Source organism: Dermatophilaceae bacterium Soc4.6 (assembly GCA_039889245.1).
Taxonomy (GTDB): domain Bacteria; phylum Actinomycetota; class Actinomycetes; order Actinomycetales; family Dermatophilaceae; genus Lapillicoccus.
The window spans coordinates 3206484-3233055 of record JAZGVH010000002.1; the positions used below are offsets into that span (position 1 = coordinate 3206484).

A 26572-nucleotide genomic window follows, 5' to 3' on the forward strand; every position below is an offset into this window, starting at 1 on the left:
CGACGCTGCTCGACGGCCAGTTCCGCTCGCGCACCGTGGTTCCCGCGGCCTACGCCTCGCTCACTGACAAGGAGCGCGCAGCGAGTCGACCGTGAAGACCCACGTGGGCGCGATCCTGCACGAGCTCGCCCTGCGCGACCGCGTGCAGGTGGTGGTCTTCGGTCACGAGCACGGGCTCGGTGACCCGTAGTCTGGGCGGGTGAGCGCGACCCTGGTGGCCAAGGACCTGTCCGGTGGGCACGCTCACCGAACCCTGTTCGAGGGTCTCGACCTCACGGTCGCTCCCGGGGACGTCGTGGGCGTGGTCGGCGCCAACGGGGCTGGCAAGACCACGCTGCTGCGGCTGCTCGCGGGCGCTGCGACACCGCTGGCGGGCACTGTCACGACGGCTCCCTCCGACGCCTTCCTCGGCTGGCTGCCGCAGGAGCACGAGCGGGTGCCGGGCGAGAGCGTCGGTGGCTACGTGGCGCGGCGCACCGGGGCCACCGAGGCCACCGAGGCGATGGAGGCGGCGGCCGGTGACCTCGGGTCAGACGTCGAGGGCGCCGACGACGTGTATGCCGTGGCCCTCGACCACTGGCTGGCCTGCGGAGCCGCCGACCTCGACGACCGGATGCCGCAGGTGCTCGCCGAGCTGGGGCTCCACGTGGGGCTCGACGCCCTGATGACCTCGTTGTCCGGCGGCCAGGCCGCGCGGGCAGCGCTGGCGGCCCTGCTGCTGAGCCGCTTCGACGTCGTGCTGCTCGACGAGCCGACCAACGACCTCGACCTCGCGGGGCTGGAGCGGCTCGAGCGCTTCATCCAGGGGCTGCGGGGTGGGGTCGTGCTGGTCTCGCACGACCGGGAGTTCCTCTCGCGCTGCGTGACCCGCATCGTCGAGCTCGACCTGGCCCAGCACGCCGTCTCGGTGCACGACGGTGGCTACGAGTCGTTCCTCGCCGAGCGCGAGGTCGCGCGGCGTCACGCGCGCGAGGCCTATGACGACTTCGCCTCCACCAAGGCCGACCTGCAGGGTCGGGCCCGCACGGTGCGCGAGTGGAGCAGCAAGGGCGTGCGCAACGCGATGAAGAAGAGCCCCGACAACGACAAGATCCGCCGGGCCGCGAGCATCGACTCGTCGGAGAAGCAGGCTCGCAAGGTGCGCCAGATGGAGTCGCGCATCAACCGGCTCGACGAGGTGGAGGAGCCCCGCAAGGAGTGGGTGCTGCAGTTCACCGTGGGTGCGGCGCCGCGCTCGAGCTCGGTTGTCGCCGTGGCGAACCAGGCTGTCGTGCAGCGTGGGGACTTCGCCTTCGGGCCGGTGTCGGTGCAGGTCGAGGCACGCCAGCGGATCGGCATCACGGGGCCCAACGGGGCTGGGAAGACGACGCTGCTCCAGCTGCTGCTGGGGCGGTTGGCTGCGGACGGGGGCAGTGCTGGGCTCGGGGCGAGTGTGGCGGTCGGTGAGATCGACCAGGCCCGTAGCGGGTTGGCCGACGAGCAGAGCCTGGCCGACGCCTTCGGTGAGGCGGTGCCCGACCTCGCACCAGCCGACCGGCGCACCCTGCTCGCGAAGTTCGGTCTGAAGGCCGACCAGGTCGGCAGCCTCGTCGGCCGCCTGTCACCGGGAGAGCGCACCCGGGCGGCGATGGCCCTGCTGCAGGCTCGGGGGGTCAACCTGCTCGTGCTCGACGAGCCGACCAACCACCTCGACCTGCCGGCGATCGAGCAGCTCGAGGAGGCGCTGGATTCGTATGACGGGGCGCTGCTGCTCGTCTCGCACGACCGGCGGCTGCTCGAGACGGTGCGGCTCGACCAGCGATGGCACGTCGAGGGTGGGCGGGTTTCGACCGGCTGATCTGGCGTGCTGGTGAGTGGTGGTGCGGGTGCTCGAGGAGCGGCTCGAGCGGGGCGAGGTCGGCGGGGGAGCCGGTGCACCACGGTGCTCGTGGCCGACCCGGTGACGGCCCCGGCGATAGCGGTCGACGTCGCCACCTTCCTCAAGGTGCCGGGCGGCCGCGCCGCCTGACCGTCACGTCTCGGCAGGCTCCGGTGGCTCCTCCACGCCGTCGCGCTCGTCGCGAGCAGCCCACTCCAGCAGGGCATCCAGCCGGTATGCCGTGTCGTCGATGGCCGCCATCAGGTCGCCCTTGGCGGCATACCGGCTCGGCACCGTGGCGAGGGTGAGCTCACGGGGCTCGACGTCGTCGACCTCGTCCCACGCGATCGGCGTCGAGACCGTGCCGTCGGGGACCCCGCGCACGGAGTAGGCGCTGGCGATCGTGTGGTCGCGGGCGTTCTGGTTGTAGTCGACGAAGACGGCGGCGGGGTCGCGGTCCTTGCGCCACCACGTCGTCGTCGCCTCCCCGGTGGCCCGGCGCTCGACCTCGCGGGCGAAGGCGAGTGCGGCTCGTCGCACGTCGGGGAAACCCCACTCCGGCTCGATCCGCACGTAGACGTGCAGGCCGCTGCCCCCGGACGTCTTGGGGTAGCCGGTGATCCCCAGCTCGTCGAGCACCTCGTGCGCCACGTGGGCCACGCGCTTGGTCTTCGCGAGGTCGCACTCGGGCATCGGGTCGAGGTCGATGCGCCACTCGTCCGGCCGCTCAGGGTCGTCGCGGCGGCTGTTCCACGGGTGGAACTCCACGGTCGACATCTGGACCGCCCAGATCACCGAGGCGAGCTCGGTGACGCACAGCTCGTCGGCCGTGCGGTTCCACCGCGGGAAGTGGATGCGCACGGTCTCGAGCCACGGCGGAGCGCCCGCGGGCACCCGCTTCTGGTGCACCTTCTCGCCGGCGAGGCCGGTGGGGAAGCGGTGCATCATGCACGGACGGTCGCGCAGGGCGCGCACGATGCCGTCCCCGACGGAGAGGTAGTAGTGCGCCAGGTCGAGCTTGGTCCAGCCGTGGGCGGGGAAGTAGACCCGGTCGGGGTTCGAGAGGCGCACCGTGCGGTCGCCGACCTCGAGCAGGGCCGCGGGGGACGTCGCCTTCGCCATGGCCCGACTGTATGCCGCTCCTTCGCCCGAGGGTCTCGACGGCGGCCCTCATTCGTGGTTGGCTCTGGCTCGCGGGCGACGAGGCCCGCCCCGGCCCCTGGGAGTCCCCATGCTCGACAACCCCTTCTACACGCCCGAGGTCCAGGGGGCCTACCAGCTGCACGGCCTGGGGGACTTCGCCCTCGAGGAGGGCGGCACCATCCCGGACCTCCGGCTGGCCTACGCGACCTACGGCGAGCTCAACGAGGCCAAGGACAACGCCGTCCTCATCCCCACGTGGTTCTCCGGGACGCACCAGACGTGGGAGCAGGTCTACATCGGCGAGGGTCGGGCGCTCGACCCGACGCGCTGGTTCATCGTCGTCGTCAACCAGATCGGCAACGGACTGTCGACCTCGCCGCACAACACCGACGGAGCCGTGGCCATGTCGCGCTTCCCGCACGTGACGATCGGTGATGACGTCGTCGCCCAGCAGCGGCTGCTGAGCGAGCTGTTCGGTGTCGAGCGGCTGGCCCTGGTGGTGGGCGGGTCGATGGGGGCGCAGCAGACCTGGGAGTGGGCGGTCCGCTTCCCCGAGCGGGTCGAGCGCGCGGCGCCGATCGCCGGCACGGCGCAGAACACCCCGCACGACTACCTCTTCACGAAGGCGCTCCTCGAGGCCATCACGTCCGACCCCGGCTGGAACGGCGGGGAGTACGCGTCGAACGCCGACGTACACGCCGGGCTCGCCCGGCACGCGGGCATCTGGGCCGTCATGGGGCTCTCGACGGAGTTCTGGAAGACCGAGTTCTGGCGCGGCATCCAGGTGCCCGACTACCAGTTCACCAGCCGCGACGACTTCATGACCAACTTCATGGAGGCCGTCTTCGGCGCCATGGACCCCAATGCCCTGCTGGTGATGGGCCGGAAGTGGCAGCACGGCGACGTCACCCGGCACACCGGGGGCGACCTGGCCGCGGCGCTGGGGCGGATCACCGCCCGCACGATGGTGATGCCGATCGACGAGGACATGTTCTTCCCCGTGCGCGACTGCGCGGCCGAGCAGGCCCTGGTGCCCGACAGCGAGCTGCGGGTGCTGCCCAGCGTCGCCGGTCACTTCGGGCTCTTCGGCTTCGAGCAGACCTACCTCGACGCCGTCGACAACGGGCTGCGCGACCTCCTGGCCACCCCCGCCCGAGCGGGGAGCGAGGGGGAATAGCGCACCCGGTGGGGGCGCTGGACCGGACATGACAACCATCGGCCTCATCGGCAGTGGACACATCGGCAGCACGGTCGCACGACTCGCCGTGGCGGCGGGCCACGACGTCGTGCTGAGCAACTCGCGGGGCCCCGAGACCCTCGCCGACCTCGTCGCCGAGCTCGGCCCGCACGCTCGTGCGGCGACCGCCCTCGAGGCGGCGCAGGCCGGTGACGTGGTGGTCGTGACCATCCCGCTCAAGGCCTACGAGAGCGTGCCCACCGAGCCCCTCGTCGGCAAGGTCGTGATCGACACCAACAACTACTACCCGCAGCGTGACGGGCAGTTCCCCGGTCTCGATGACGGCTCGACGACTTCGAGCGAGCTGCTGCAGCAGCACCTGCCGCAGTCGCACGTCGTCAAGGCGTTCAACAACATCAACTTCGCCCACCTCGGCGGCCTCGCCCGCCCGACGGGTGCCGACGACCGCAGCGCGCTCGTCATCGCCGGTGACGACACGGGGGCCAAGCAGACGGTGACCGCCCTGCTCGACGAGCTGGGCTACGACACCCTCGACGCCGGAGCGCTCTCCGAGGGTCGGCGCTTCGAGCCCAACACCCCGGCATACGGTGTGCCGTACTTCGACCCCGAGGCCGACGCCTCGGACGCCGACCCGACGAAGGGGATCATGCCACCCGCCAGCACGACGACGGTCGACGACCTGCGCGCTGCCCTGGCGGCCTTCGGAGGCTGACCGTTCGGCTCTGGCCCTGACGTGGACCTGCGGATAATATTTCTGGAATGTCCGTATATCGGTAGGCGTCAGCGAGCACGATCAGAGTAGGGACCGCAGGTCATGGAGCACGGTCAGGTGACGGACCACGGGTCCGGTGACGTCGTGGTCCGTGACGGCTGTGTGCACTGGCACGCGTGCGCCGCCTGCGAGGTGCGCGACTCACGCGAGGGCGTGGTCGCCTACCGCGTCAGCCTGCGGGACGCCTGGTCCAGCTGCCTCGTGCCCTGCCCGGAGTGCGCGGGCAGCAAGGTGGCTCTGGCGGCCGATCGGTGGGGTGACCCGACGCCGGTCGAGCGGGCCCGGCTCACCCTGCCCGTGATCCAGGACCTCGTGACCGGAGTGACGATCGTGCCCACCTCGGCACCGGTGGCCGGCGCCCGCCGGCTGCCGCCGCTGCCCCCCGAGGTGGAGCTGTCCGCCACCGCCGCCCCCGAGGGGTCGCGGGTGGCGTCCAGGCGCTGACCGTGCCGGTTCGCCCCGGTCAACCGCCCGCAGCCGCTGGAGCATCAGCCCCCGGTGCACGTCGCGCTCGTGCGCCCGACCCGACGCCTTCGGCCTCGACGAAGGCCGGTACGACTGCCCGCGGCGGTCTCGTCGGACACGGTGCCCGTGTCGCGGATCCTCGACACCCGCACCGCCGGTGGGGGCGCCCGGCCGCTGCCGGCGGGGCGCACCACCAGCAACCTCGTCCTCGCCGAGGTGTCCTGCAGCTCCATCACGCGGCGCTTCCCGCGATCGGTCCGGGCACGCGCAGCCGGTAACGGCCCGACGACGACCTGAGGCGGAAGGCACCGGCGCTCAGCCGGTAGCGCCCGCCCCCTCCAGCAGCCGCTGGATCATCAGCCCGCGGTGCGCGTCGAGCTCGTGCGAGCGTCCCGATGCCACCGCCCCGACGAAGGCGGCCATGATCGCCCTGGGCACGGTCTCGTCCTCGTCGGGGAGCAGCGGCCCCAGCGACGTCACGCCCCCGTCGTGGACGAGATCGAGCCGCAGCTGCCCCTCGACGCCCGGCACGGTGAGCGACAGGGCGACCTGCCCGACGGCGCCTCCGGTGTGCCGGGTGGTTACCCCCACCCACCGCTTCGGGTCGCCGGTCGCGGTGATCCCCTCGACCGGCCCGAGGAGCGCCTCGATGAGGTCGAGCGCGTGCGGCGCGAGGTCGAACAGCGCGCCCCGCTCCTGACGCCACGGCGTCGCGAAGGTCTCGCCCGGCAGGGCGGCCCCGGACACGAAACGGGCGACGACCCCGCGCGTGACGACCTCGGCACTCGCGTGCAGCAGCTCGACGACGGCCGGGTCGAAGCGGTTGCGCACCATCAGCAGGCTCGTCACCCCCGCCGCGTCGACGGCGTCGACGATCTCCTGCGCCCCCGCCACCGTGAAGGCCAGCGGCTTCTCGAGCAGGAGGTGCCGACCCGCCCGCGCCGCCCGGGGAGCGAGGTCGGCCTGCACGTCGGGGGGCACGGCGAAGGCGACCGCGTCGCAGTGGGCGAGCAGGTCGTCGTACGACGAGCTCACCCGGGCTCCGTAGGGAGCCGCGAGCGCCACCGCCGCCTCGGCCCGGCGAGCCCACACGCCCGCCAGCTCGACTCCTGGGGAGCCCGCGATCATCGGGGCGTGGAAGCGCTCGGCCCACGGCCCGGCTCCCACGAGCCCGAAGCGGATCACCGGCACCGAGGAAGTGGAGGGAGTCTCGGACACTGAGGGGGTCACGGGAGTCACGGCACGACGACGAGCTTGCCCCGGGTGTGCCCGTCCATGCTGTCGCGGTGCGCCTGCTCGGTCTGCTCGAGCGGGTAGGTGCGGGCTACGGGCAGCTCGACCTCTCCGCTGGCCAGCAGCGCCAGCACCTCCGGAACGGCGGCTGCGCGCACCTCGGTGCCGGGGTCGGCACCGGGGCCGCCACCGATGGCGACGATCCCGAGCTCGGCGACGCGGGCGAACCCGGCGATGGTGACGACGCGGGAGCGGTCGGCCACGAGGGCCACGCTCGTGTCGAGGGCCTCGTCGGTGCCGACGGCGTCGATCGCGGCGTCGACACCCTCGGGGGCGAGGTCGCGCACCCGCTGCTCGAGTCCTTCTCCGTAGAGCACCGGCTCAGCGCCGAGGCCTCGCAGGTAGTCGTGGTTACCCGCGCTCGCTGTCGCGATCACCCGGGCCCCGCGACGGGTGGCCAGCTGCACGACGAGGCCGCCGACCCCGCCGGCGCCGCCGTGGAGCAGCAGCGTCTCGCCGTCGCCGAGGTGGACGGTCTCGAGGGCGTGCACGGCCGTGCCGGCGACGACCCCGACTCCCGCAGCCACCTCGAAGGAGACGCTCTCGGGCTTGGCGACCAGCAGCTCGACCGGCGCGATCACGTGGTCGGCGTAGGCCGATCCCGGCAGCGAGGCGACGACGACGGCGTCCCCGAGGCTCCAGCCGGTCACGTCGGCGCCCAGGGCCTCGACGGTGCCGGCGAGATCCGACCCGATGGCCGCGAGCATGCCGGGGTGGGTGCCGAAGGCGCCGGAGTAGAGCTTCCAGTCGATGGGGTTGACGCCGATGGCGCGGACGGCGAGCCTCACCTCGCCGGCCTGGGGCTCGGCCGTGGGAGACGTGGTCAGGGAGAGCTGCTCGGGCCCGCCGAAGCCCTGGGGTGCGACGCTGCGTGTGGTCATGACCGGTCAACTAGGGGGTCACGTCCGCCATTCCTCCCAGACTTTTCCGTCGGTCGCTAGCACCGGACTGGGGCAAGGTGTCGGGTTTCACTGATCAGAAGGCAAGGGTGGGCCGCGGGGCGTGATTCGGTGGTGGCGGTGCTTGTGTAACCACCAAAAAGTGTGCATAGTGGACACGTTGCGAACTCCCACCCTGCGGATCTGAGGGGGTCGACGCAGCGGGGCCTAGTCCCCCTGTAGGGGGGCGTACCAGTCGCTTCAGCGACACGGGGGCGACGGGTGGAACGGTCCGGGCAGGTCATCTGGGGGGTGGCCGGCCCGGACCAGTCACCCGGCGCAGGGGCGCGCACCGCCGGTGGAGCATACGGTGTCGTGGTGAGCGCCAACGAGACGTTGAGGGGCACCTTCGCCCATCCATCCGACTTCTACCGGTATGAAGACCTCCTCGACGAGCGGGAGCGGGAGCGCCTGACGGCGCTGCGCGAGTTCCTCGAGCTGCGGGTGCGGCCGGTGGCCGACGACCACTGGGAGCGGGGAGAGTTCCCGCACCACCTCGTCCCGGCGCTGAAGGACCTGCGGATCGCGGGGTCGACCTACGCGGGCTTCACCCCTGACGGCGGTGAGCCGATGACGCGGCTCTTCGACGGCTTCGTCGCGCTCGAGATGTCGCGGGTCGACCAGTCGTTCGGCACGTTCTGGGGGGTGCACACCGGGCTGGCCTTCGCCAGCATCTTCCACTGCGGATCCGAGGCGCAGCGGCAGCGGTGGCTGCCGGCGATGCTCGACTTCACGAGCATCGGGGCCTTCGCCCTCACCGAGCCCGACCACGGGTCCGACGTCGCGGGCGGGCTCGAGACGACCGCGCGACGGGTCGACGGCGGCTGGGTGCTCGACGGGGCGAAGCGGTGGATCGGCAACGCGACCTTCGCCGACGAGATCGTGGTCTGGGCCAAGCAGGAGGGGGGTGACGACGACGGCGAGGTGGCCGGCTTCGTCGTCGCCCGCGAGACGCCCGGGGTCGTCACCACCAAGATCGAGGGCAAGATCGCCCTGCGCGCAGTGCAGAACGCCGACATCACCCTCACCGACGTGCACGTGCCGGACGACCGGCGGCTGGAGCAGGCTCGCACCTTCGCCGACACGGCCAACGTCCTGCGGATCACCCGCGGGGGGGTCGCCTGGGGCGCCGTCGGTCTGCAAATGGGCGCCTACGAGCGGGCGCTCGCCTACACGCAGGAGCGTCAGCAGTTCGGCCGGCCGCTCGCCTCCTTCCAGCTCGTGCAGGACCACCTCGCGACCATGCTCGCCAACATCACCTGCTCGCTCGGCCTCGTCGTGCGTCTGGCCCAGATGCAGGACGCCGGCCTCGAGCAGGAGGAGCACGCAGCCCTAGCCAAGGCCACCACCTCGACCCTGATGCGCCAGACGGTCGCCCGGGCCCGCGAGGTGATGGGCGGCAACGGCATCGTGCTCGGGCACGGGGTCGCCCGCTTCTTCGCCGACGCCGAGGCGGTCTACTCCTACGAGGGCACCCGCGAGGTCAACCAGCTCATCGTCGGGCGGGCGGTGACGGGGCACAGCGCCTTCGTGTGAGGTCGCTGTCTCATCCCACCCCACCAGCCACCTCCCGCCGTCGACCCCTCGCTAGGCTGGGAGCCATGGAGGGTTACGTGACCGTCGGTGCGGTCGTGGTCAGCGGCATCGTGCTGGTGCTGGCCGCTGCGGTCGCCCGTTACCTCCTCGCGCCCCGGGTGCCGACGCCCGCGAAGCGCACGACGTACGAGTCCGGGGTCGACCCCGTGGGCGCCGACTGGGCCCAGGTCAACGTGCGCTACTTCGTCTACGCGTTCCTCTACGTCATCTTCGCCGTCGACGCGGTCTACCTCTTCCCCTGGGCCACCGTCATCCGCGACCCTGACCTCGGCGCCGCGTCGCTGGTCGAGATGGGCATCTTCGTCGTCGTCCTCGTCATCGGCCTCGGGCACGCGGCGCGCCGCGGCCTGCTGCGCTGGGTCTGAGCTGGTGTCCCGATGACCACCGACCTCCCGCTGCCCACCGTGCGGCCCCAGGTGGGCGTGCTGGCCGAGCACGCGCCGCAGCCCATGCGGGTCGTGCTCAACTGGGGCCGGCGCTACAGCCTGTGGGTCTTCAACTTCGGCCTCGCCTGCTGCGCCATCGAGTTCATCGCGGCGTCCATGGGTCGGCACGACTTCATCCGGCTCGGAGTCATCCCCTTCGCGCCGGGGCCGCGGCAGGCCGACCTGATGGTGGTCTCGGGCACCGTGACCGACAAGATGGCGCCGGCGGTCCGGCGGCTCTACGACCAGATGCCCGAGCCGAAGTACGTGATCTCCTTCGGCGCCTGCTCCAACTCCGGCGGTCCCTACTGGGACTCCTACTCGGTGCTGAAGGGCGTCGACACGATCATCCCGGTCGACGTCTACGTGCCCGGCTGCCCGCCCCGCCCCGAGGCGCTGCTGCAGGGCATCGTCAAGCTGCAGGAGAAGATCGCCGCCGAGCGCCTCACCAGCACGAGCCTGACCCGCAGGTATGCCGGGGGCCGCCTCGCGTCGGCCGCCGAGGTCCAGCGGGGCCAGGTCACCCCCGGGCAGGCCGGCCGGCTGCCCGGGCGCGGCGACGCGCTCACCCCGCGACCGGTCACCGGGGTGCCGGTGAGCGCCACGCCTGCGCCGCCGGAGGCAGCACCCCAGACGCCGGTGTCGCCGGAGACCGGACCCCCGACGCCCACGGCGCCGCCGCAGGGAGCACCCCGCACGCCAGCCGACCCGGCCCCCCGGCGCTTCTTGCGTCGTCGCCCCCCGCCGGCCGACCCGGGGCGGACGCTGGCCGACGACATCTTCGACCTCGGCTCCGGTGACGTGCGTTCCGAGACGCCGACCGACCCCGAGGGGCGGGCATGACGCAGGAGCCGGCGACCCCCGTGGCTGAGCCCTGCCTCGACGTCGCCGTGGGGGAGTGGGTCGCGGCAGCGGCCGAGCTGCGCGGCGCGGGCTACACCTTCTTCGACTGGCTGACCGCCGTCGACGAGACCGATCGCGACGACGCCCCGGGGCTCGACGTGGTCACGCACCTGCTCGACGTGAGCACCCCCGGAGCGCTGCGCGGGCACCTCGTGCGCACGCGCCTGCCGCTCGACCAGTCCCTGCCCAGCCTCACCGGCATCTTCCGCGGCGCCGCGTGGCACGAGCGCGAGACGCACGAGATGTTCGGCATCGAGGTCGACGGCTTCGACGACGGCACAGGGCTCGGCCTGCGCCCCTTGCTGCTGCCCGACGGCTTCGTCGGCCACCCGCTGCTCAAGTCCTTCGTGCTCGCGGCCCGGGCCAGCAAGCCCTGGCCCGGCGCCAAGGAGCCCGGCGAGGGCCACGAAGGCACCCGCGCTCCCGGCCGCAGACGCGTGACGGCGCCCGGTGTGCCCGGCCCCGACTGGGGTCCGCGATGAGTGCTCTCGAGGTCGTCGTACGCGCGGTCGTCACCCTGCTCGGCTTCCTCGTGCTGCCGCTGCTGGTCGGCCAGACCGAGCACAAGGTCATGGCCCACATGCAGGGCCGCCTCGGCCCGATGTATGCCGGGGGCTTCCACGGATGGGCCCAGCTCGTCGCCGACGGGGTCAAGTTCGTGCAGAAGGAGGACATCACCCCGGTCGCGGCCGATACGTGGGTCTTCCGCGCCGCACCGGCTGTCGCGCTGATCCCCTACCTCGTCGCGATCAGCGTCATCCCGCTCGGGCCGGGCGTCGTCGGTGCCTCGGTCGACGCGGGCGCCCTCTTCGTCGTCGCGGTCGCCGGCGTCGGCATCCTCGGCACGCTCATGGCCGGGTGGGCCAGCGCCAACAAGTACTCCCTGCTCGGCGCCATGCGCTCCGCGGCCCAGCTGCTCAGCTACGAGCTGCCGCTCGTGCTGAGCGTTGCCTCGGTCGCGCTCGCGGCCGGCACCCTGTCGCTGCCGGGCATCGTGGCCGAGTGGAGCCCGTGGTGGCTGATCTGGCAGCTGCCCGGCGCTGTCGTCTTCCTCGTCGCCGCCCTGGCCGAGCTGCAGCGCCCACCCTTCGACATGCCGCTCGCCGACTCCGAGGTCGTCTTCGGAGCCGTGACGGAGTACACCGGGCTGCGGTTCGCCTTCTTCCTGCTCGCGGAGTACGCCGGCATCGTCGTCATGTCGCTGTTCTTCACCGTGCTCTTCCTCGGCGGCTGGCGCGGCCTGCTCGTCGGTCAGGTCGAGCCGCTCGGCGTCGTGTGGACCCTGCTCAAGGGCCTGCTCGTCGCCGTCGTCATCATCTGGTTCCGCGTCTCGTGGCCCCGGCTGCGCGAGGACCAGCTCCAGCGCCTGGCGTGGGTGTGGCTCGTGCCCGCCGGTATCGCCCAGGTCGCGCTCACCGGGGTAGTCGTGGTGATGAGACAGTGACCGAGAATCCCGCCCAGCCCGAGCCGCCCACCCGGCAGCCGAGCGACGCCGACAGCAGCAGCGGTCCGCGCGGCGCCGTACCGGGTCTGCTGAAGGGGCTGGCGACCACCGCCAAGGCGCTGATGACGCCGAGCCACACGGCGGAGTACCCCGACGTCGCGCCGGCGCTGCCGCCGCGCTCGCGCGGGGTCATCGCGCTCACCGAGGAGAACTGCACCTCGTGCATGCTCTGTGCGCGCGAGTGCCCCGACTGGTGCATCTACATCGACTCGCACAAGGAGACGATCCCCGCGACGACCGAGGGCGGGCGCGACCGGCAGCGCAACGTGCTCGACCGCTTCGCCATCGACTTCTCGCTCTGCATGTACTGCGGCATCTGCATCGAGGTCTGCCCCTTCGACGCCCTGCACTGGAGCCCGGAGTTCGAGTACGCCGAGACCGACATCCGCGACCTGCTCCACGAGAAGGACCGGCTGGGGGAGTGGATGCAGACGGTGCCGATGCCGCCCGCCCTCGACCCCGGGGCCGCCGAGGCCACCGAGGTCGCCACGGCCACCAAGCCGCCGCGCAGCTCGCGCGAGCCCCGGGCCAAGCCGTGACGAGCCGCGACCTCGTCTTCGCCCTCGTGGGCGTGATCGCCGCCGTCAGCGCCCTGCTCAGTGTCACCACCCGGCACGTCGTCCACGCCGCCCTGTGGCTCGTCGTCTGCCTCGGCACCCTCGCCGGGTGCTACGTCGTGCTCGGAGCCGAGCTCGTCGCGCTGGTGCAGCTGCTGATCTACGTCGGCGCGGTCGTGGTGCTCGTGCTCTTCGCCCTGATGCTCACCCGTGCCCCCATCGGTCGTAGTGACGAGCTGGGCACCCCACTCCTGCAGCGGATCCTGGCCGCCGTGCTCGGCGCGACGACCACCGCCCTGCTCGCGGCGATGCTCGTCCCGCTGGTCGGCCAGGACGCGATCACCCCCGTCTCCGGCGACACCCGCGCCGTCGCGACCGCCCTCTTCGGCACGTGGGTCTGGCCCTTCGAGCTGCTCTCGCTGCTGCTGCTGGTCGCGCTCGTCGGTGCCTTCGCCGTCGTGCGGGCCACCGGCGCCACCCCCGCCGCGCCGGGGGGTAACCGGTGATGCACCTGTGGCTCCCGATGGCCCTCGCCGCGGTCCTCGCCGGCACCGGCGTCTACGGCATCCTCGCCCGCCGCAACGCCGTGCTCGTGCTCATCGGCGTCGAGCTCGTGCTCAACGCCGCCAACCTGCTGCTCGTCGCCCTCGGCGCCGCCGACTCCTCACCCCTGCAGACCGGGCAGAGCCTGGCCCTCTTCGTCATCACCATCGCGGCAGCCGAGATCTGCGTGGCCCTCGCCATCGTGCTCGCGATGTTCCGCGTGACCGGGCACATCGACGTGACCCGGGTGCCGTTCACCGGCGACGACGAGGGCGACGAGCCCTCCGAGCTCTCCGAGCACGTCGCGACCCCCGGAGGGTCTGCGTGAGCGTCGTCGTCCGGCTCGTCGTCCTCCTGCCTGCCCTCGCTGCCCTGCTCGGCATCCTGCTCGGCCTGATCCGACCCCACCGGGTCGCCGCGGCGGGGCTCGCCGTCGGTGCTGCGGCGGTCGGCGTGGCGCTCGCCCTCGTCGACCTCGTCGGGTCGGGCGGCGCGGTCGGCCCCGACGGCGGCCCCCTCGAGATCTCGACCATCGGCCCGCTGCCGGCCGGTGACCTCGTCGTCCCCCTGCACCTGCTGCTCGACCGGCCCTCTGCCGTGGTCGCGCTCGCCGTCACCGTCGTCGGGCTCGCCGTGCAGCTCTTCTCGGTGTGGTACCTCGCCGACGACGAGCGCTACCCCGTCTTCGCCGCCGAGGTCTCGCTCTTCCTCGCCGGCATGCTGCTGGTGGTGCACTCCGGCGACCTCGTGCTCACCCTCGTCGGCTGGGAGGTGATGGGCTGGTGCTCCTACCTGCTCATCGGCCACGTCAGCGCCCGGGAGTCGGCCCGCCGCGCCGCCCTCAAGGCCTTCCTGGTCACCCGCGTGGCCGACCTCGGCTTCGTGCTCGGCATCGTCGTGCTCGCCCACGGCGCGGGCTCGACCCGCATCGCCGACGTGCTGGCCCAGCGCTCGGGCTACGGCTGGTTCGCCTACGCGCCGCTCACTGGCGAGACCTCCGGGGGTGGGCAGGCGTCCACCCTGGCCCTGGTCGCGCTGCTCGTCGGCGTCGCCGGCAAGTCGGGCCTCGTCCCCTTCCACGACTGGCTCCCCGACGCCATGGAGGGCCCGACACCCGCGTCGGCCCTCATCCACGCCGCCACCATGGTTGCCGCCGGCACCGTCGTGCTCGCCCGCCTCGAGCCCCTGTATGCCGCCGACCCCACCGCCCGCGCCGTCCTCGCCGTGCTCGCCGCCGTCACCATGGTCTGGGCCGCGCTGCTGGCCTGCGTGCAGGCCGACCTCAAGCGGATGCTGGCCTACTCGACGCTCAGCCAGATCGCGATCATGCTCGCGGCGCTCGCGGTCACGTCCGACCCGGATCCCTCGCTCCGCTACGCCGACTACCTGCCGTCCCCGCAGCCCGGCGAGCTGGCGGCATCCGCCTCCGCCGGCCTCAGCCACCTGGTCGGGCACGCCCTCTTCAAGTCGCTGCTCTTCCTCGCGGTCGGCTGGCTCTCGGTGCTCGCGGGCGGCACCGCCGTCGCGGCGCTCCGCGGGCGGGCCCGCGGGCGGGGGGCCCTCACCTGGGCCCTCGGCATCGGCCTCGCCTCGCTCGCCGGCGTCCCGCCGCTGGTCGGCTTCTTCAGCAAGGACGGCGTCGTCACCGTCGTCGAGGAGTCGCTCGGCAACGGCTGGTCGGCGTGGTTCCTGCTGCTCGCGCTCCTGCTCACGGTGGCGCTCACCGCCGCCTACTCCATGCGGGCCTGGCTGCTGCTGACGACCGAGCCGAGCCTGGCCGCCGCCGAGGCCGCCGAGGCCGCCGAGGCAGTCGATGGCGCCGACGGACAGAGCGAGGACGCCGAGCCGGCCGCAGCCGCGGGCGACGAGGCCCCGACGGGCGGGCACGAGGCCCGCCCGGTCAGCCTCGCCGCCGCCCTGGTCGTGGCCACCCTCGCCGTGCTCACCGCCCTCGGCGGTCTCGGCCTGCTCCTGCTGCCGGGAGGCCTGCACCTGGGCTGGCTGTCGGCCGCCCTGTCCGTGCTCCTCGTCGCGGGCGCGGCCTACCTCGTGTGGACCCGCTCGCCCGCCGGCGCCGATGCGGCCGACCTCGTCCCGGAGCGGCTGCGGGCGCGCGCCCAGAACGGCTTCGGCGTCGACGTGGCCTACGTCGCCGTGGCCCGCGGCGTCGTCGGCCTCGCGACCGTGGTCGCCACGGTCGACCGGGTGACCCTCGACGCCTACCCAGCGCTCGTGGCCCGCAGCGTGAACGCTGCCGGACGCACCGCGGACGGCGGCCACCGGGGCTCGCCCTCGGCGGGGCTGGTCGCCGTGCTCGTCGGCGTCGTCGTCGTCGCCGTCGCGGGGGTGACCCTGTGGTCCTGACCCTCCTGCTGCTGGTGCCAGCCCTCACGGGGGTCGTGCTGCTCGCCGTGGCCCGCACCGACCGTGCCGAGCGACGCGGGTCCACCCACGCGGTCGCCCTCGCCGGCAGCGCGGTGACCCTCGTGCTGACCGTCGTCGCGGCCGTCGCCCGCCCCGGGGTCGACCTGCGCTGGGTGCCCACCCTCGGGGTGCGCTGGCACCTGGCCGTCGACGGCATCAGCGTGCCGCTGCTGCTGCTCACCGCCGCGCTCACCGTCGTGGTCGTCGTGCACTCGCGCGGCCGCGAGCCGGCGCGCGACGTGCCCGGGGAGCGCTCCGCAGCCACCTTCTACGCCTGCATCCTGCTCGTCGAGACCGGGGCCCTCGCGACCTTCCTGGCCCGCGACGCCATCGTCTTCTTCGTCGCCTTCGAGGTCGTGCTCGTGCCGATGTGGGTGCTCATCGGCCGCTTCGGCGACCAGCACGCCGCCGAGCAGGCGCGCGCCGACGCCGCGGGCCGCTTCGTGCTCTTCACCGTGCTCGGCTCCACCCTCATGCTGCTCGGCATCCTGCTGGTCGTCACCCGCACGGGCACCTCCGACCTCGTCGCCCTCGCCACCGCCCGCGGCGCGGGTCTCGACCACGCCACGCAGGTCGCAGCCGCGGTGCTGCTCGTCGGGGGACTGGGCATCAAGATCCCGCTCTGGCCGGCGCACAGCTGGCTGCCGCCAGCCCACACCGTCGCTCCGACGGCCGGCTCGGTGCTGCTGGCCGCCGTCCTGCTCAAGATGGGCACCTACGGCATCGTGCGGGTCGTCATCCCGGTCGTGCCCGACGGCTTCACCGCGGTCTCTCCCTACCTCGCGCTCGTCGGCGCGGTCGCCACCGTCTGGGGCGGGCTGGCCTGTCTCGTCGAGCGCGACCTCAAGCGCCTCGTGGCCTACTCGTCGGTCGCCCACATGGGCTTCGTCGCCCTCGGCCTCGCCTCCGGCACGTGGACCGGGCTGCAGGCGGCGCTCTTCGGCAACATCGCCCACGGCGTCGTCTCGGCCCTGCTCTTCCTCGTCGTCGGCGGCCTCAAGGAGCGCTGGGGCAGCGCCGACCTCCAGGTCGCCCGCGCCGCCCTGCGCGACGTCTCGCCGCGCCTCGGCTGGTCGCTCGTGGTCGGCTTCGCCGCCGCCCTCGGGCTGCCCGGCCTGATCGGCTTCTGGGGTGAGCTCCTCGCCCTGTATGCCGCGTGGCAGCCGGCCGGCGACCGCCCCGTCGGGGTCTTCCGCGCCGCCGTCGTGGTCGCGCTGCTCGGCCTCGGGCTCGCCGCGGCCTACGCCCTGCGCGTCCTGCGCCTGGTCTGGGTCGGCGGGAGCGGCGAGCGCTGGGTCACCCCCCCGCAGGTCGGGCCAGCCCGCGACGCGAGGGGCCGGGAGTGGGCGGTCGTCGCGCTGCTGGTCGCCGCGACCGTCGCGGGTGGCGTGCTCCCGCGGCCGCTCATGGCTGCGACGGCCGACGACGCCCGCACGACGGTCGGCGAGGCCGGCGTCGCCGGCGTCGGGGGAGGTGGCCGGTGACCACCGTCGACTGGGGGCTGCTGCTGCCGGTGCTCGCCCCCGTGCTCGGAGCCGTCATCGTGCTCGTCGTCGACATCGCGATGCCGCGCGTCGTGCTCGGGCACTACGTCGTCGCCGGCATCAGCCTCGTCCTCGCGGCCGCGGCGACGGTGCTCACCCTGCGGCCACCGGTCGGAGACACCCGCGCCAGCCTCTGCCTGCCCGGCACGGGCGAGCAGGCACGCACCTGCTTCTACGCCGTCACCGGGGTGGGGGCGGGGCTCCAGCTCGCCGCGCTCCTGGCTGCCGCCGTCACCCTGCTGCTCGCCGCTCCGCTCGAGCCCAAGGACGAGCACGACCGCACCCCCGTCACCGTGTCCCTGCTGCTCGCCGCGACCGCCGGCGCCGTCGGGGTCGTCGGCGCGCGCGACCTCGGCTCGTGGCTCGTGACCCTCGAGCTCGCGACGCTGCCGGTCATCGCCCTCGCCGCCCTGCCCGGCACCCGCCGCGCCCTCGCCGGCGCGGTGCAGCTGCTCACGACCTCGCTCGTCTCGTTCGCCGTCCTCGCCCTCGCCGCCGCCTGCTGGTACGCCGCGACCGGCACCCCGCGCCTGACGGCCGACGCCGTGCTCGGGGTGAGCGGCACCCCGCAGAAGGGGCTGCTGGCCCTCGCCGTCGTCCTCGTGCTGGCCGGCATCGGCTTCAAGCTCTCGCTCGTGCCCTTCCACGCCTGGACCCCCACGACCTACGCCGGCGCACCCCTGCCGATCGCCGTCTTCCTCGCCGGTGTCTCCAAGATCGCGGCCCTCGGCGCCCTGCTCGTCGTGGTCACCGCCCTCTCGTCGCTCGGCAAGGCCGCGCTCGTCACGACGGCGGTGGTCGCGGTCGCGAGCATGACCCTCGGCAACCTCGTCGCCCTGCGCCAGGACGACGTGGTGCGGCTGCTGGCCTGGTCGACGGTCGCGCAGGCCGGCTGGGTGGTCGTCCCCCTGGTGAGCGTCTCGGCGCTGGGGGTGCGCGCGTCGGCGTCCTACCTGCTGACCTACGTCGTGAGCACGCTCGCCGCGTTCAGCGTCGTGGCGGTCGTGGTGCGCGGCTCGGGCGGGCGCTCGGGCTACCGCCTCACGGCGTACGACGGGCTGGTGCGTCGTCACCCGCTCCTGGGGGGTGTGCTCGCGCTGGCACTGACCACGCTGGCCGGGCTGCCGCCCGGCATCGTCGGGGTCGTGGCCAAGGTCGTGGCCCTGCGACCCGTCATCGCCGAGGGCTGGTGGGTCATCGCCGTGGTCGCCGCGCTCAACGCCGTGCTCGGGGTCGCGGTCTACCTGCGGTGGTTCCGCGTGCTGCTCGCTCGGCCCGACGCGTCGCAGGCCCCTGCTGCGGTCCCGGCGGTGCCGCTGCACCGGGTGGCCGTCGTCGTCACCGGCGGGGTGCTCGTGGCGCTGTCGGTGCAGCCGCAGCTGCTGCTCGGCCTGCTGGGCTGACCGGCTCGACGCGACTCGGCCTGACTCGGCCCGACTCGGCCTGACTCGACCCCCCGACGCGACGTGGTGCGGGAACGCCCCAACAGCACCCGGCGTTTCCAGGTCATGCACCGCCATTTCAACGGACTCAAGACCGTCGCCCTCTTCGGCGCGATCTGGGCCCTGCTGCTCGGCCTCGGCGCGCTCGTCGCCGGTGGACGCTTCATCTGGCTCTTCGCCCTCATCGGCGTGGCCACGACGCTCTATGGCTACTGGAACAGTGACAAGCTCGCCATCAGGGCGATGCAGGCCTACCCCGTGAGCGAGACGCAGGCGCCGGCGATGTACCGCATCGTGCGCGAGCTCTCGACGCGCGCCGGCAAGCCGATGCCCGCGCTCTACGTCTCACCCACCCAGGCCCCCAACGCCTTCGCCACCGGGCGCAACCCCTCGCACGCCGCAGTGTGCTGCACCGAGGGCATCCTGGCGCTGCTCGACGAGCGCGAGCTGCGCGGGGTCCTGGGCCACGAGCTGCAGCACGTCTACAACCGCGACATCCTCACCAGCTCGATCGCGGCGGCCGTCGCCGGCATCATCACGTCGGTGGCCCAGATGGCGATGTTCGCCGGGATGTTCGGGGGCTTCGGGGGCACCAACGACGAGGACCGCCCCAACCCGCTCGCCCTGCTGGTGCTGGCGCTGCTCGCCCCGGTCGCGGCCAGCGTCATCCAGCTGGCGATCAGCCGCACCCGCGAGTACGACGCCGACGAGGACGGCGCCGCGCTCACCGGCGACCCGCTCGCGCTCGCCTCGGCGCTGCGCAAGCTCGAGACGGGGGTGGCCCGGGCCCCGCTGCAGCCCCAGCAGCAGATCGTCAACGCCAGCCACATGATGATCGCCAACCCGTTCCGGGCGCAGGACGTCTCCCGGCTTTTCTCCACCCACCCACCGATGGCGGAGCGGATCTCCCGCCTCGAGACGATGGCCGCCGGACGTCAGGGGCGCTGATCGCGCCGGGGTCCTTGATGTCAGGCGCCCCAGGCGCAACACTGACTGACATGCTCCATCCACTGGCCGTCTACGCTTCACCGCGTGAGCCGGGAGTCGGGCGGTCTGATCTCGCCCGACCCGCGCACCACGAGCGTCGGCGGCAGGACCTGCCGCCGCGCCGGAGAGGGGTCGCCGTCGATGCGCGCGTAGAGCTGTCGCGCTGCTTCCTGGCCCAGCCTCGTCACGTCCTGGCGCACGACCGTGAGGGCGGGGTCGACGAGGTCGGCGAGCGGGAAGTCGTCGTAGCCCACGAGGGCGACCGAGTGGGCCAGGCCCAGCTCTCGCAGGGCGCGGGCGGCCCCGATGGTCACCGTGTTGCGGGCACAGAAGAGGGCGGTCGGCGGGGCGTGGGTGCCGTCGAAGAGCTCGAGGGTGGCCGCCTGAGCCGCATCGCTCGAGCGCAGGCCGGTGAGGAGCAGGGCCGGGTCGATGGCGATCCCGGCCGCGAGCAGGGCCTGCTGGAAGCCCCGCTGGCGGCGGCCTTCCGTCTCGATGGTGTCGAGGTCGGCGAGGTAGGCGATCTGTCGGTGGCCGTGCTCGATCAGGTGGGCGGTGCCGAGGTCGGCCCCCAGCACGTTGTCCACGAGCACGCAGTCGGCGACCAGCCCGTGGGGTTCGCGGTCGACGAACACCACGCGCAGACCGGCGCGCACGTCCGCCTCGAGATAGGCCTGGTCGGTCGTCGCCGGCATCATGATCAGGCCGTCGACGCGACGGCTCACGAGGTCGGCTACGAGGGTGTGCTCCCGGTCGGCCTCCTCGTCGAGGCTCGCGGTGAGCACGACGTCGTGTCGGGAGCGTGCGGCGTCCTCGAGCGAGCGCAGCAGGCTCCCCGAGAAGCTGTTGCTGACGTCCTGCAGCAGGGCGCCGATGACCCCGGTGCGGCTGTTTCCGCGCCGCAGGTTGCTGGCCGACAGGTTGTGTCGGTAGGCCAGCCGGAGGACGGCCCGGTGGACCTTCTCGGCCAGCTCGGGAGCGACGGTCGTCTCTCCGTTGACCACGCGCGATACGGTCTTCAGGCTCACCCCCGCGAGGGCGGCCACGTCCCGCATGGTGGCTCGCATCGCCGGTTGATCAGCCACGTGCAGTCCCTCTCCTGTGCCGGCACCGGGGGGCGGGGCCTCCCTGCCGGGGCTGAGACATCGTTGTCTGGCTCCGGGTCACAGTTTAGCCATACGCGTTGACGCACGCGCAAGATGCGGCTATAACTGTCTCCAGACAACGTTGTCTCTACGAGGAGGAAAAGAATGTCTCTGCATGTCAACCCTCGCCGCACCCGCGCGGCCGTCGTCGCCTCTGCCGCCAGCCTGGCCCTCGGCCTGGCTGCCTGCTCCGGCAGCACCAGCTCCGGTGGTGCCAGCGGTGGCAGCGGCGACAAGATCGGCGTCTCGCTCATCACCAAGGACTCGTCCAACCCGTTCTTCGTCGCCATGCAGAAGGGCGCCAAGGCCCTGGCCGCCAAGGAGGGCAACATCGACCTCACCGTCGCCTCCGGCAAGCAGGAGGGTGACGACCAGGGTCAGATCGTGGCCATCGAGAACTCCATCGCCAAGGGCGACAAGGGCATCCTCATCACCCCGATGTCCACCGGGGTCAACTCCGCGATCAAGAAGGCTCGTGACGCGGGCCTGTTCGTCATCGCCCTCGACACCCCGCCCGACCCGGCCAGCACGGTCGACATCACCTTCGCGACCGACAACTTCAAGGCCGGCACGCTGATCGGACAGTGGGCCGAGAAGCAGATGGGCGGCAAGCCGGCGACCATCGCCCTGCTCGACCTGTTCAGCGACAAGATCGTCTCGGTCGACTACAACCGTGACCAGGGCTTCCTCACCGGCATGGGGATCGACGTCAAGGACAAGACCAAGAACGGCGACGAAGCCAAGACCGGGAACTACACGGACGGCACGTACACCATCGTGTGCAACGAGGCGGGCCAGGGCGCCGAGGACGGTGGGCGTGCCGCCATGGAGCGCTGCCTCACCAAGAACCCCAACATCAACCTCGTCTACACGATCAACGAGCCCACCGCAGTCGGTGCCAGCGCCGCCCTCAAGGCTGCGGGCAAGACCGCGACGATCGTCTCGATCGACGGTGGGTGTGCCGGTGTGAAGTCGGTGACCGACGGGATCATCGGCGCCACCGCCCAGCAGTACCCCCTCAAGATGGCCCAGCTCGGCATCGACGCGGTCAAGACGATCGCCAGCGGTGGCGCCAAGCCGGCCACCTCGCCCGGCCTCGACTTCTTCGACACCGGTGTCGCGCTCGTAACCGACAAGCCGGCCGACGGCGTCACGAGCATCACCAGCGCCGAGGGCTCCAAGATCTGCTGGGGCTGATCACATGACCGCCACCACGACCGCCGCAGGCGGACCCAAGCAGAGCCAGGCCCAGGCCGAGCTCTCCACGCGGTCCCAGCGCCCGCTGCAGCGCCTCCAACACCTGCTCCACGGCCACCCGTGGATCAGCCCGCTGCTGCTGCTCGTGCTGACCATCGTCGTCTTCTCGATCATCAACCCGAGGTTCCTCCTGGCCAACTCCCTGTCCCTGCTGGTCCAGCAGACGGCGGTGGTCGCGGCCCTGGCCCTCGGCCAGACCCTCATCATCCTCACGGCCGGTATCGACCTCTCCGTCGGCGCCATCGCCATCCTCTCGACGATGATCATGGCCTCGCTCGCCGCGAACAACGGCGTCCCAGGCGTCCTGGCCCTCGTCATCGGCATCGCCTTCGGCTTCCTGGCCGGATACCTCAACGGTCTCCTGGTGACCCGGATCAACCTGCCACCGTTCATCGTGACGCTGGGCACCCTGAGCATCTTCACCGCGCTCGCCCTGCTCTACTCCGGTGGGTCGAGCATCCAGGACAACCGGCTGCCGGACATCATCAACTGGGCCGGCAAGGGCTTCACCTTCCTCGGCTTCCGGCTCACCACCGGGGTCGTCATCGTCCTGGTCATGTACCTCGTCGTCGGGTTCGCCTTGAGCCAGACCGCCTGGGGTCGCCACGTCTACGCCGTCGGGGACGACCCGGAGTCGGCCCGTCTCAGCGGCATCGCGAGCCAGCGGGTGCTGGTCTCGGTCTACGCCGTCGCCGGCCTCATCTTCGGCATCTCGGCCTGGGTCCTCATCGGTCGCTCCGGTGGGGCGACCCCCAATGCGATCACCGACGGCAACCTCCAGAGCATCACGGCGGTCGTCATCGGCGGGACCAGCCTGTTCGGCGGCCGCGGCGGCGTCGCGGGCACCCTCCTCGGCGCCCTCATCGTCTACGCGTTCACCTTCGGGCTGTCCCTGGCGGGAGTCGACCAGCAGTACCGCGTGCTCGCGATCGGCATCCTCGTCATCGTCGCCGTCGCCATCGACCAGTGGATCAGGAAGGTCAAGGGATGACCACCGAGCCAGGGCAGTCCGCCGGTACCGTTCGGGACGCGACCTCTCCGGGCCCGGCCCCTGCGGGGGGCGGGCGGGAGCCCGTCCTGCGTGGCCGGGCGCTGGTCAAGACGTTCGGACGGGTCGTGGGGCTCGACACCGTCGACATCGACCTGTATCCCGGAGAGGTCCTGGGGGTCATCGGCGACAACGGGGCCGGCAAGTCGACGCTGATCAAGTGCCTGTCCGGCGCCTACACCCTCGACTCGGGGGAGCTGACGCTCGAGGGTCGCCCGGTGAGGTTCGGCAAGCCGCAGGACGCGCGCGACGCTGGTATCGAGACGGTGTACCAGCAGCTGGCCGTCATCCCGGCGCTCGACATCGCGAGCAACCTCTACCTCGCCCGCGAGGAGCGTCGTCCGGGTCCGCTCGGGTCCGTGCTGCGGATGCTCGACAAGAAGGGCATGCGCGAGCGCGCCTCCCAGTCGGTGCAGGACCTCGGCATCCAGACGATCCAGAACATGGGTCAGGCCGTCGAGACCCTCTCCGGGGGCCAGCGCCAGGCCGTCGCCGTGGCCCGCGCCGCGGCCTTCGGCAGCAAGGTCGTCATCCTCGACGAGCCCACGGCTGCCCTCGGGGTCAAGGAGGGCAACGCCGTCCTCGACATGATCAAGGGGCTGCGCGACAAGGGGATGCCGGTCATCCTCATCAGCCACAACATGCCACACGTGTGGGAGGTGGCCGACCGGATCCACATCCAGCGGCTGGCCCGGAGGGTGGCGGTCATCGACCCGAAGGACTACACCCCGCAGGAGGGTGTGGCGATCATGACGGGAGCCATGACCGCCGACGAGGTCGAGGTCAGGGCGGCGGGTCGCCGGACGGCCGGGGCGCAGGCATGACCGTCGTCGTCGGCTACGTCCCCACACCCGAGGGGTCGGCTGCGGTCGACCTCGCCATCGAGGAGGCGGGTCGGCGCTCGGCCAGGCTCGTCGTGGTCAACACGTCCCACCACGGTGACTTCTCGCACCCGAGCTTCGCGACCGAGCAGGACATCGATGCCCTCGACGCCCAGCTGTCGGCCGCCGGTCTCGAGCACGAGATCCAGCGGCCGATGGACGGCGCCGCGGCGGCCGACACGATCCTCGACGTCGCCGAGCGGGTGGGCGCGGAGCTGATCGTCATCGGGGTCCGTCGCCGCTCCCCGGTGGGCAAGCTGCTCACCGGCAGCACGGCGCAGCAGGTGCTCCTCGACGCCGACTGCCCGGTGCTGGCCGTGAAGGCCCCTCCGCCCTGACTCGCAGCACTCCCGCTCCGCCTCGTACGACACGATCGGCGCCGTCCCCCTGGGGCGGCGCCGATCGTCGTACCGGATGCAGATACCGGTCGCGGTCCGCTGCGCCCGAACGACCGAACGCCCTTCTCGGTGGCGCAGATTCGCCCGACCAACACGCACCGGCTTCCTCGCGATGCCAAATGAATGTGCCAAACGGGCCGGAGGCGGGAGTGGTGTCTGTTGGGGGGCGAGCAGCCACGAGGTCTCGTCGGCGGCGATGCCGGACGCCGGCCTGGGGTGAACGCCCGATGCCTCAGCGGTAGTTGGTGAACTGCACTGCGGTGTCGAGCTCAGCGCCCTGCACGAGGCGCTGCACGACCTGCAGGTCGTCACGCGACTTGCTCGTGACCCTGAGCTCGTCGCCCTGGATCTGCGACTTGACGCCCTTGGGTCCCTCGTCGCGGATGAGCTTGCCGATCTTCTTGGCGATCTCCTGCGAGATGCCCTCCTTGAGGCCGATCGGCAGCCGGTACTCCTTGCCCGAGATCCTCGGGGTGGGGGTGTCGTCGCCGTAGTCGAGGTGCTTGAGCGAGACCTTGCGCTTGACCAACCAGGTCTGGAGGACGTCGAGCACGGCAAGGGCGCGCTCCTCGGAGTTGGCCTTGATCATGATGCTCTCGCCCGAGAGGTCGAGCGAGGCGCCGACGTTCTTGAAGTCGTAGCGGGTGGAGATCTCCTTGGCCGCCGTGTTGACGGCGTTCGCGACCTCCTGGTGGTCGATCTTGGAGACGATGTCGAACGACGAGTCGGCCATGCTGAGGGTGCTCCCTGGGTGTGGTCCGGTGCTGCGGAGACGGATTTCATCGGTGGACCCGATGCTTGCTATCCTTCCATGCGCGCACCGAGGCGGGTTGCCCGAGCGGCCAATGGGAGTGGACTGTAAATCCATCGCGCAAGCTACGTAGGTTCGAATCCTTCACCCGCCACCAGCGCACGCGTGCGACCCCCGACCAGCGAGAGCCGGTCGGGGGTCGTCTGCTGGGGGGTCGTTGCGTCCGCCTCGACGCGGGCGAGGGCCCCCGGGACGCGGACGCAACGGCGTCTACTGCCCCACCCGGCCGTCGAGGCACTCGCGCAGCAGGTCGGCGTGGCCGCAGTGCCGGGCGTACTCCTCGATCATGTGCACCATGACGTCCCGCAGCACCATCTCGCCGTCGGCTCCCACCTGGTCGAACGAGGGCGCCGCGTCGACGTAGGCCTCGGCGAACGCCACCTCCTCGCGCCACAGGGCCCACGCGTGCGCGACGACCGCGTCGTCGGCCACCGCCCCGTCGAACTCGCCGCAGGGCCCGGTCTCACGGAAGTGACGAGGGCCCTCCAGGCCGGACAGGCGCGTCCGGAACCAGAGCTGCTCGACCCCGGCCAGGTGACGCAGCAGCCCCAGCAGGGACAGCGTCGACGGGGGGACCGAGCGGCGAGCCAGCTGCTGCGCGTCGAGACCGTCGCACCTGAGCTCGAAGGTCATGCGGTAGTGGCGCAGGTAGTCGGTCAGGACCGAGCGCTCGTCGGTGAGCGTGCCCGTCGCCGACTCGCGGGGGTCCTGCTCGGGAGGCAGCCAGCGGCTGCCCACGCCGACCGCCCGGCGCAGGGCCCGCATGACGGCGTCCGTGACCGTCATGACCTCCCCGGTCTCGGGGTGGGCCTGCTCGCGGGTGCGTGCGTCGGTGGCCACCACCTCCCACTCGTGCGGGTCCAGGCCCTGGGCGACCTGCTCGGCGGTCGGCATCATCGCGTGGCCGCCGTGCCGCAGGCCGCCCATCTCAGGGCGCAGGTCGTCCGGATGGTGCCCGACGACGAGCAGCGTCCCGCCCGGGCGCACGACCGACGCCAGCTGCGCGTGCAGCCGAGCCAGCTCGGGCTGAGGCAGGTGCGCGAACTGGGCCGACACCAGCCCGTACGACGCCTCGCCGGGCTCCCAGGCGGTCAGGTCGACCTGGGTCCAGGTGATCCGGTCGGCGACCTGCGGCGCGACCTCGCGGGCGTGTGCCGCCGCGCGCGCCAGCACGACAGGGGAGATGTCGACCGCAGTGACCTCCCAGCCCTGCCGGGCCAGCCAGATCGCGTCGGCGCCCTCACCGCACCCGACGTCGAGGACGGTGCTCGGGGGCATGCCGGTCACCTCCTCGACGAGGCGGGGGTTGGGCCGGCCGCTCCAGAGCCGGTCGGCAGCGGCATACCGCTCGTCCCAGAACTCCTGGGTGAACCGCCAGGGGGACTCGTGCGCGTGCTCGGTGTCGGCCATCCCCCAGCCTCCCACCCCGGGGCCGCGGGC

Annotated in this window: 26 protein-coding genes, 1 tRNA gene and 2 pseudogenes; 23 read left to right on the top strand and 6 right to left on the bottom strand. The window is 72.3% G+C overall.

From position 1 onward, the window contains the following. Positions 1-79: 79 nt before the first annotated feature. Together V3N99_14925 and V3N99_14930 are read left to right on the top strand one after the other, a co-directional pair. A pseudogene (locus tag V3N99_14925) lies at positions 80-190 on the top strand (DNA-binding response regulator). 9 nt (positions 191-199) lie between these two features. Next, complete coding sequence (locus V3N99_14930) at positions 200-1837, top strand: ABC-F family ATP-binding cassette domain-containing protein (GenBank protein ID MEO3938033.1); 1638 nt, start codon at positions 200-202, stop codon at positions 1835-1837. A 174-nt stretch (positions 1838-2011) separates the two neighbouring features. Here the strand turns inward: V3N99_14930 and ligD are convergent, their stop codons facing one another. Next, on the bottom strand, positions 2012-2980 hold the full coding sequence (gene ligD / locus V3N99_14935) for a non-homologous end-joining DNA ligase (protein ID MEO3938034.1): 969 nt from the start codon (positions 2978-2980) through the stop codon (positions 2012-2014). 109 nt (positions 2981-3089) lie between these two features. On the opposite strand from ligD, the gene V3N99_14940 reads away from it, so the two are divergent. The 4 genes from V3N99_14940 to V3N99_14955 all read left to right on the top strand — a co-directional run bounded on the left by V3N99_14940 (position 3090) and on the right by V3N99_14955 (position 5733). Next, positions 3090-4178 carry an alpha/beta fold hydrolase gene (locus V3N99_14940; protein ID MEO3938035.1) on the top strand — a complete coding sequence of 363 codons (1089 nt, stop codon included), beginning with the start codon at positions 3090-3092 and terminating at the stop codon, positions 4176-4178. Between the two features lie 28 nt (positions 4179-4206). Next, on the top strand, positions 4207-4911 hold the full coding sequence (locus V3N99_14945; GenBank protein ID MEO3938036.1) for an NADPH-dependent F420 reductase: 705 nt from the start codon (positions 4207-4209) through the stop codon (positions 4909-4911). A gap of 102 nt (positions 4912-5013) precedes the next feature. Continuing rightward, a complete protein-coding gene (locus V3N99_14950) occupies positions 5014-5415 on the top strand; it encodes a hypothetical protein (GenBank protein ID MEO3938037.1) in 402 nt (133 codons plus the stop codon). A 147-nt stretch (positions 5416-5562) separates the two neighbouring features. Further along, positions 5563-5733 carry a hypothetical protein gene (locus V3N99_14955; protein ID MEO3938038.1) on the top strand — a complete coding sequence of 57 codons (171 nt, stop codon included), beginning with the start codon at positions 5563-5565 and terminating at the stop codon, positions 5731-5733. Between the two features lie 18 nt (positions 5734-5751). Here the strand turns inward: V3N99_14955 and V3N99_14960 are convergent, their stop codons facing one another. Further along, on the bottom strand, positions 5752-6627 hold the full coding sequence (locus V3N99_14960; GenBank protein ID MEO3938039.1) for a Gfo/Idh/MocA family oxidoreductase: 876 nt from the start codon (positions 6625-6627) through the stop codon (positions 5752-5754). Positions 6628-6671: 44 nt separating this feature from the next. Continuing rightward, the gene (locus V3N99_14965) at positions 6672-7610 is read right to left on the bottom strand and encodes an NADP-dependent oxidoreductase (protein ID MEO3938040.1); all 939 of its coding nucleotides are present in this window, start codon (positions 7608-7610) and stop codon (positions 6672-6674) included. Between the two features lie 375 nt (positions 7611-7985). Here V3N99_14965 and V3N99_14970 point away from each other — a divergent pair, with 375 nt between their 5' ends. The 12 genes and pseudogenes from V3N99_14970 to htpX all read left to right on the top strand — a co-directional run bounded on the left by V3N99_14970 (position 7986) and on the right by htpX (position 19553). Continuing rightward, entirely contained in the window at positions 7986-9203 is a 1218-nt protein-coding gene (locus tag V3N99_14970; protein ID MEO3938041.1) for an acyl-CoA dehydrogenase family protein, read from the top strand. 65 nt (positions 9204-9268) lie between these two features. Further along, positions 9269-9628 (top strand): NADH-quinone oxidoreductase subunit A, encoded by a 360-nt coding sequence (locus tag V3N99_14975; protein ID MEO3938042.1) that lies wholly within the window; start codon positions 9269-9271, stop codon positions 9626-9628. A 12-nt stretch (positions 9629-9640) separates the two neighbouring features. Beyond that, positions 9641-10138: pseudogene (locus V3N99_14980) on the top strand (NADH-quinone oxidoreductase subunit B family protein). Positions 10139-10527: 389 nt separating this feature from the next. Further along, positions 10528-11073, top strand: coding sequence for an NADH-quinone oxidoreductase subunit C (locus V3N99_14985; protein ID MEO3938043.1), 546 nt, complete (start codon positions 10528-10530; stop codon positions 11071-11073). Further along, positions 11070-12035: a complex I subunit 1 family protein gene (locus V3N99_14990; protein MEO3938044.1), complete on the top strand. Its 966-nt coding sequence runs from the start codon at positions 11070-11072 to the stop codon at positions 12033-12035. The genes V3N99_14985 and V3N99_14990 overlap by 4 nt, the downstream gene beginning before the upstream one ends. Before the next feature lie 122 nt (positions 12036-12157). Continuing rightward, positions 12158-12634 carry a 4Fe-4S binding protein gene (locus V3N99_14995; GenBank protein ID MEO3938045.1) on the top strand — a complete coding sequence of 159 codons (477 nt, stop codon included), beginning with the start codon at positions 12158-12160 and terminating at the stop codon, positions 12632-12634. Next, on the top strand, positions 12631-13158 hold the full coding sequence (locus V3N99_15000) for an NADH-quinone oxidoreductase subunit J (GenBank protein ID MEO3938046.1): 528 nt from the start codon (positions 12631-12633) through the stop codon (positions 13156-13158). The genes V3N99_14995 and V3N99_15000 overlap by 4 nt, the downstream gene beginning before the upstream one ends. Continuing rightward, positions 13158-13523: an NADH-quinone oxidoreductase subunit NuoK gene (nuoK, locus tag V3N99_15005; protein ID MEO3938047.1), complete on the top strand. Its 366-nt coding sequence runs from the start codon at positions 13158-13160 to the stop codon at positions 13521-13523. Before V3N99_15000 ends, nuoK begins: the two co-directional genes overlap by 1 nt. Beyond that, positions 13520-15559 carry an NADH-quinone oxidoreductase subunit L gene (locus V3N99_15010; GenBank protein MEO3938048.1) on the top strand — a complete coding sequence of 680 codons (2040 nt, stop codon included), beginning with the start codon at positions 13520-13522 and terminating at the stop codon, positions 15557-15559. The genes nuoK and V3N99_15010 overlap by 4 nt, the downstream gene beginning before the upstream one ends. Beyond that, positions 15550-17103, top strand: a complete 1554-nt coding sequence (locus V3N99_15015; GenBank protein ID MEO3938049.1) for an NADH-quinone oxidoreductase subunit M — start codon at positions 15550-15552, stop codon at positions 17101-17103. Before V3N99_15010 ends, V3N99_15015 begins: the two co-directional genes overlap by 10 nt. After that, a complete protein-coding gene (locus tag V3N99_15020) occupies positions 17100-18566 on the top strand; it encodes a proton-conducting transporter membrane subunit (protein MEO3938050.1) in 1467 nt (488 codons plus the stop codon). The genes V3N99_15015 and V3N99_15020 overlap by 4 nt, the downstream gene beginning before the upstream one ends. A 105-nt stretch (positions 18567-18671) precedes the next feature. After that, on the top strand, positions 18672-19553 hold the full coding sequence (gene htpX / locus V3N99_15025) for a zinc metalloprotease HtpX (protein MEO3938051.1): 882 nt from the start codon (positions 18672-18674) through the stop codon (positions 19551-19553). Between the two features lie 77 nt (positions 19554-19630). Here the strand turns inward: htpX and V3N99_15030 are convergent, their stop codons facing one another. Beyond that, positions 19631-20677 (bottom strand): LacI family DNA-binding transcriptional regulator, encoded by a 1047-nt coding sequence (locus tag V3N99_15030; protein ID MEO3938052.1) that lies wholly within the window; start codon positions 20675-20677, stop codon positions 19631-19633. Between the two features lie 165 nt (positions 20678-20842). On the opposite strand from V3N99_15030, the gene V3N99_15035 reads away from it, so the two are divergent. From V3N99_15035 to V3N99_15050, 4 genes are read left to right on the top strand one after another with little or no spacing between them, the layout of a single operon-like run. Further along, complete coding sequence (locus V3N99_15035; GenBank protein MEO3938053.1) at positions 20843-21934, top strand: substrate-binding domain-containing protein; 1092 nt, start codon at positions 20843-20845, stop codon at positions 21932-21934. A 4-nt stretch (positions 21935-21938) separates the two neighbouring features. Then, positions 21939-22985 carry an ABC transporter permease gene (locus V3N99_15040; GenBank protein MEO3938054.1) on the top strand — a complete coding sequence of 349 codons (1047 nt, stop codon included), beginning with the start codon at positions 21939-21941 and terminating at the stop codon, positions 22983-22985. Then, positions 22982-23866, top strand: coding sequence for an ATP-binding cassette domain-containing protein (locus V3N99_15045; GenBank protein MEO3938055.1), 885 nt, complete (start codon positions 22982-22984; stop codon positions 23864-23866). Before V3N99_15040 ends, V3N99_15045 begins: the two co-directional genes overlap by 4 nt. Further along, the gene (locus V3N99_15050) at positions 23863-24261 is read left to right on the top strand and encodes a universal stress protein (protein MEO3938056.1); all 399 of its coding nucleotides are present in this window, start codon (positions 23863-23865) and stop codon (positions 24259-24261) included. The genes V3N99_15045 and V3N99_15050 overlap by 4 nt, the downstream gene beginning before the upstream one ends. Before the next feature lie 292 nt (positions 24262-24553). Here V3N99_15050 and V3N99_15055 read toward each other — a convergent pair whose 3' ends face one another. Further along, on the bottom strand, positions 24554-25054 hold the full coding sequence (locus tag V3N99_15055; protein ID MEO3938057.1) for a YajQ family cyclic di-GMP-binding protein: 501 nt from the start codon (positions 25052-25054) through the stop codon (positions 24554-24556). Between the two features lie 91 nt (positions 25055-25145). Here V3N99_15055 and V3N99_15060 point away from each other — a divergent pair. Continuing rightward, a tRNA-Tyr gene (locus V3N99_15060) sits at positions 25146-25229 on the top strand. A gap of 113 nt (positions 25230-25342) precedes the next feature. Here the strand turns inward: V3N99_15060 and V3N99_15065 are convergent. Then, positions 25343-26542, bottom strand: a complete 1200-nt coding sequence (locus V3N99_15065) for a DUF664 domain-containing protein (GenBank protein ID MEO3938058.1) — start codon at positions 26540-26542, stop codon at positions 25343-25345. Between the last annotated feature and the right edge of the window lie 30 nt (positions 26543-26572).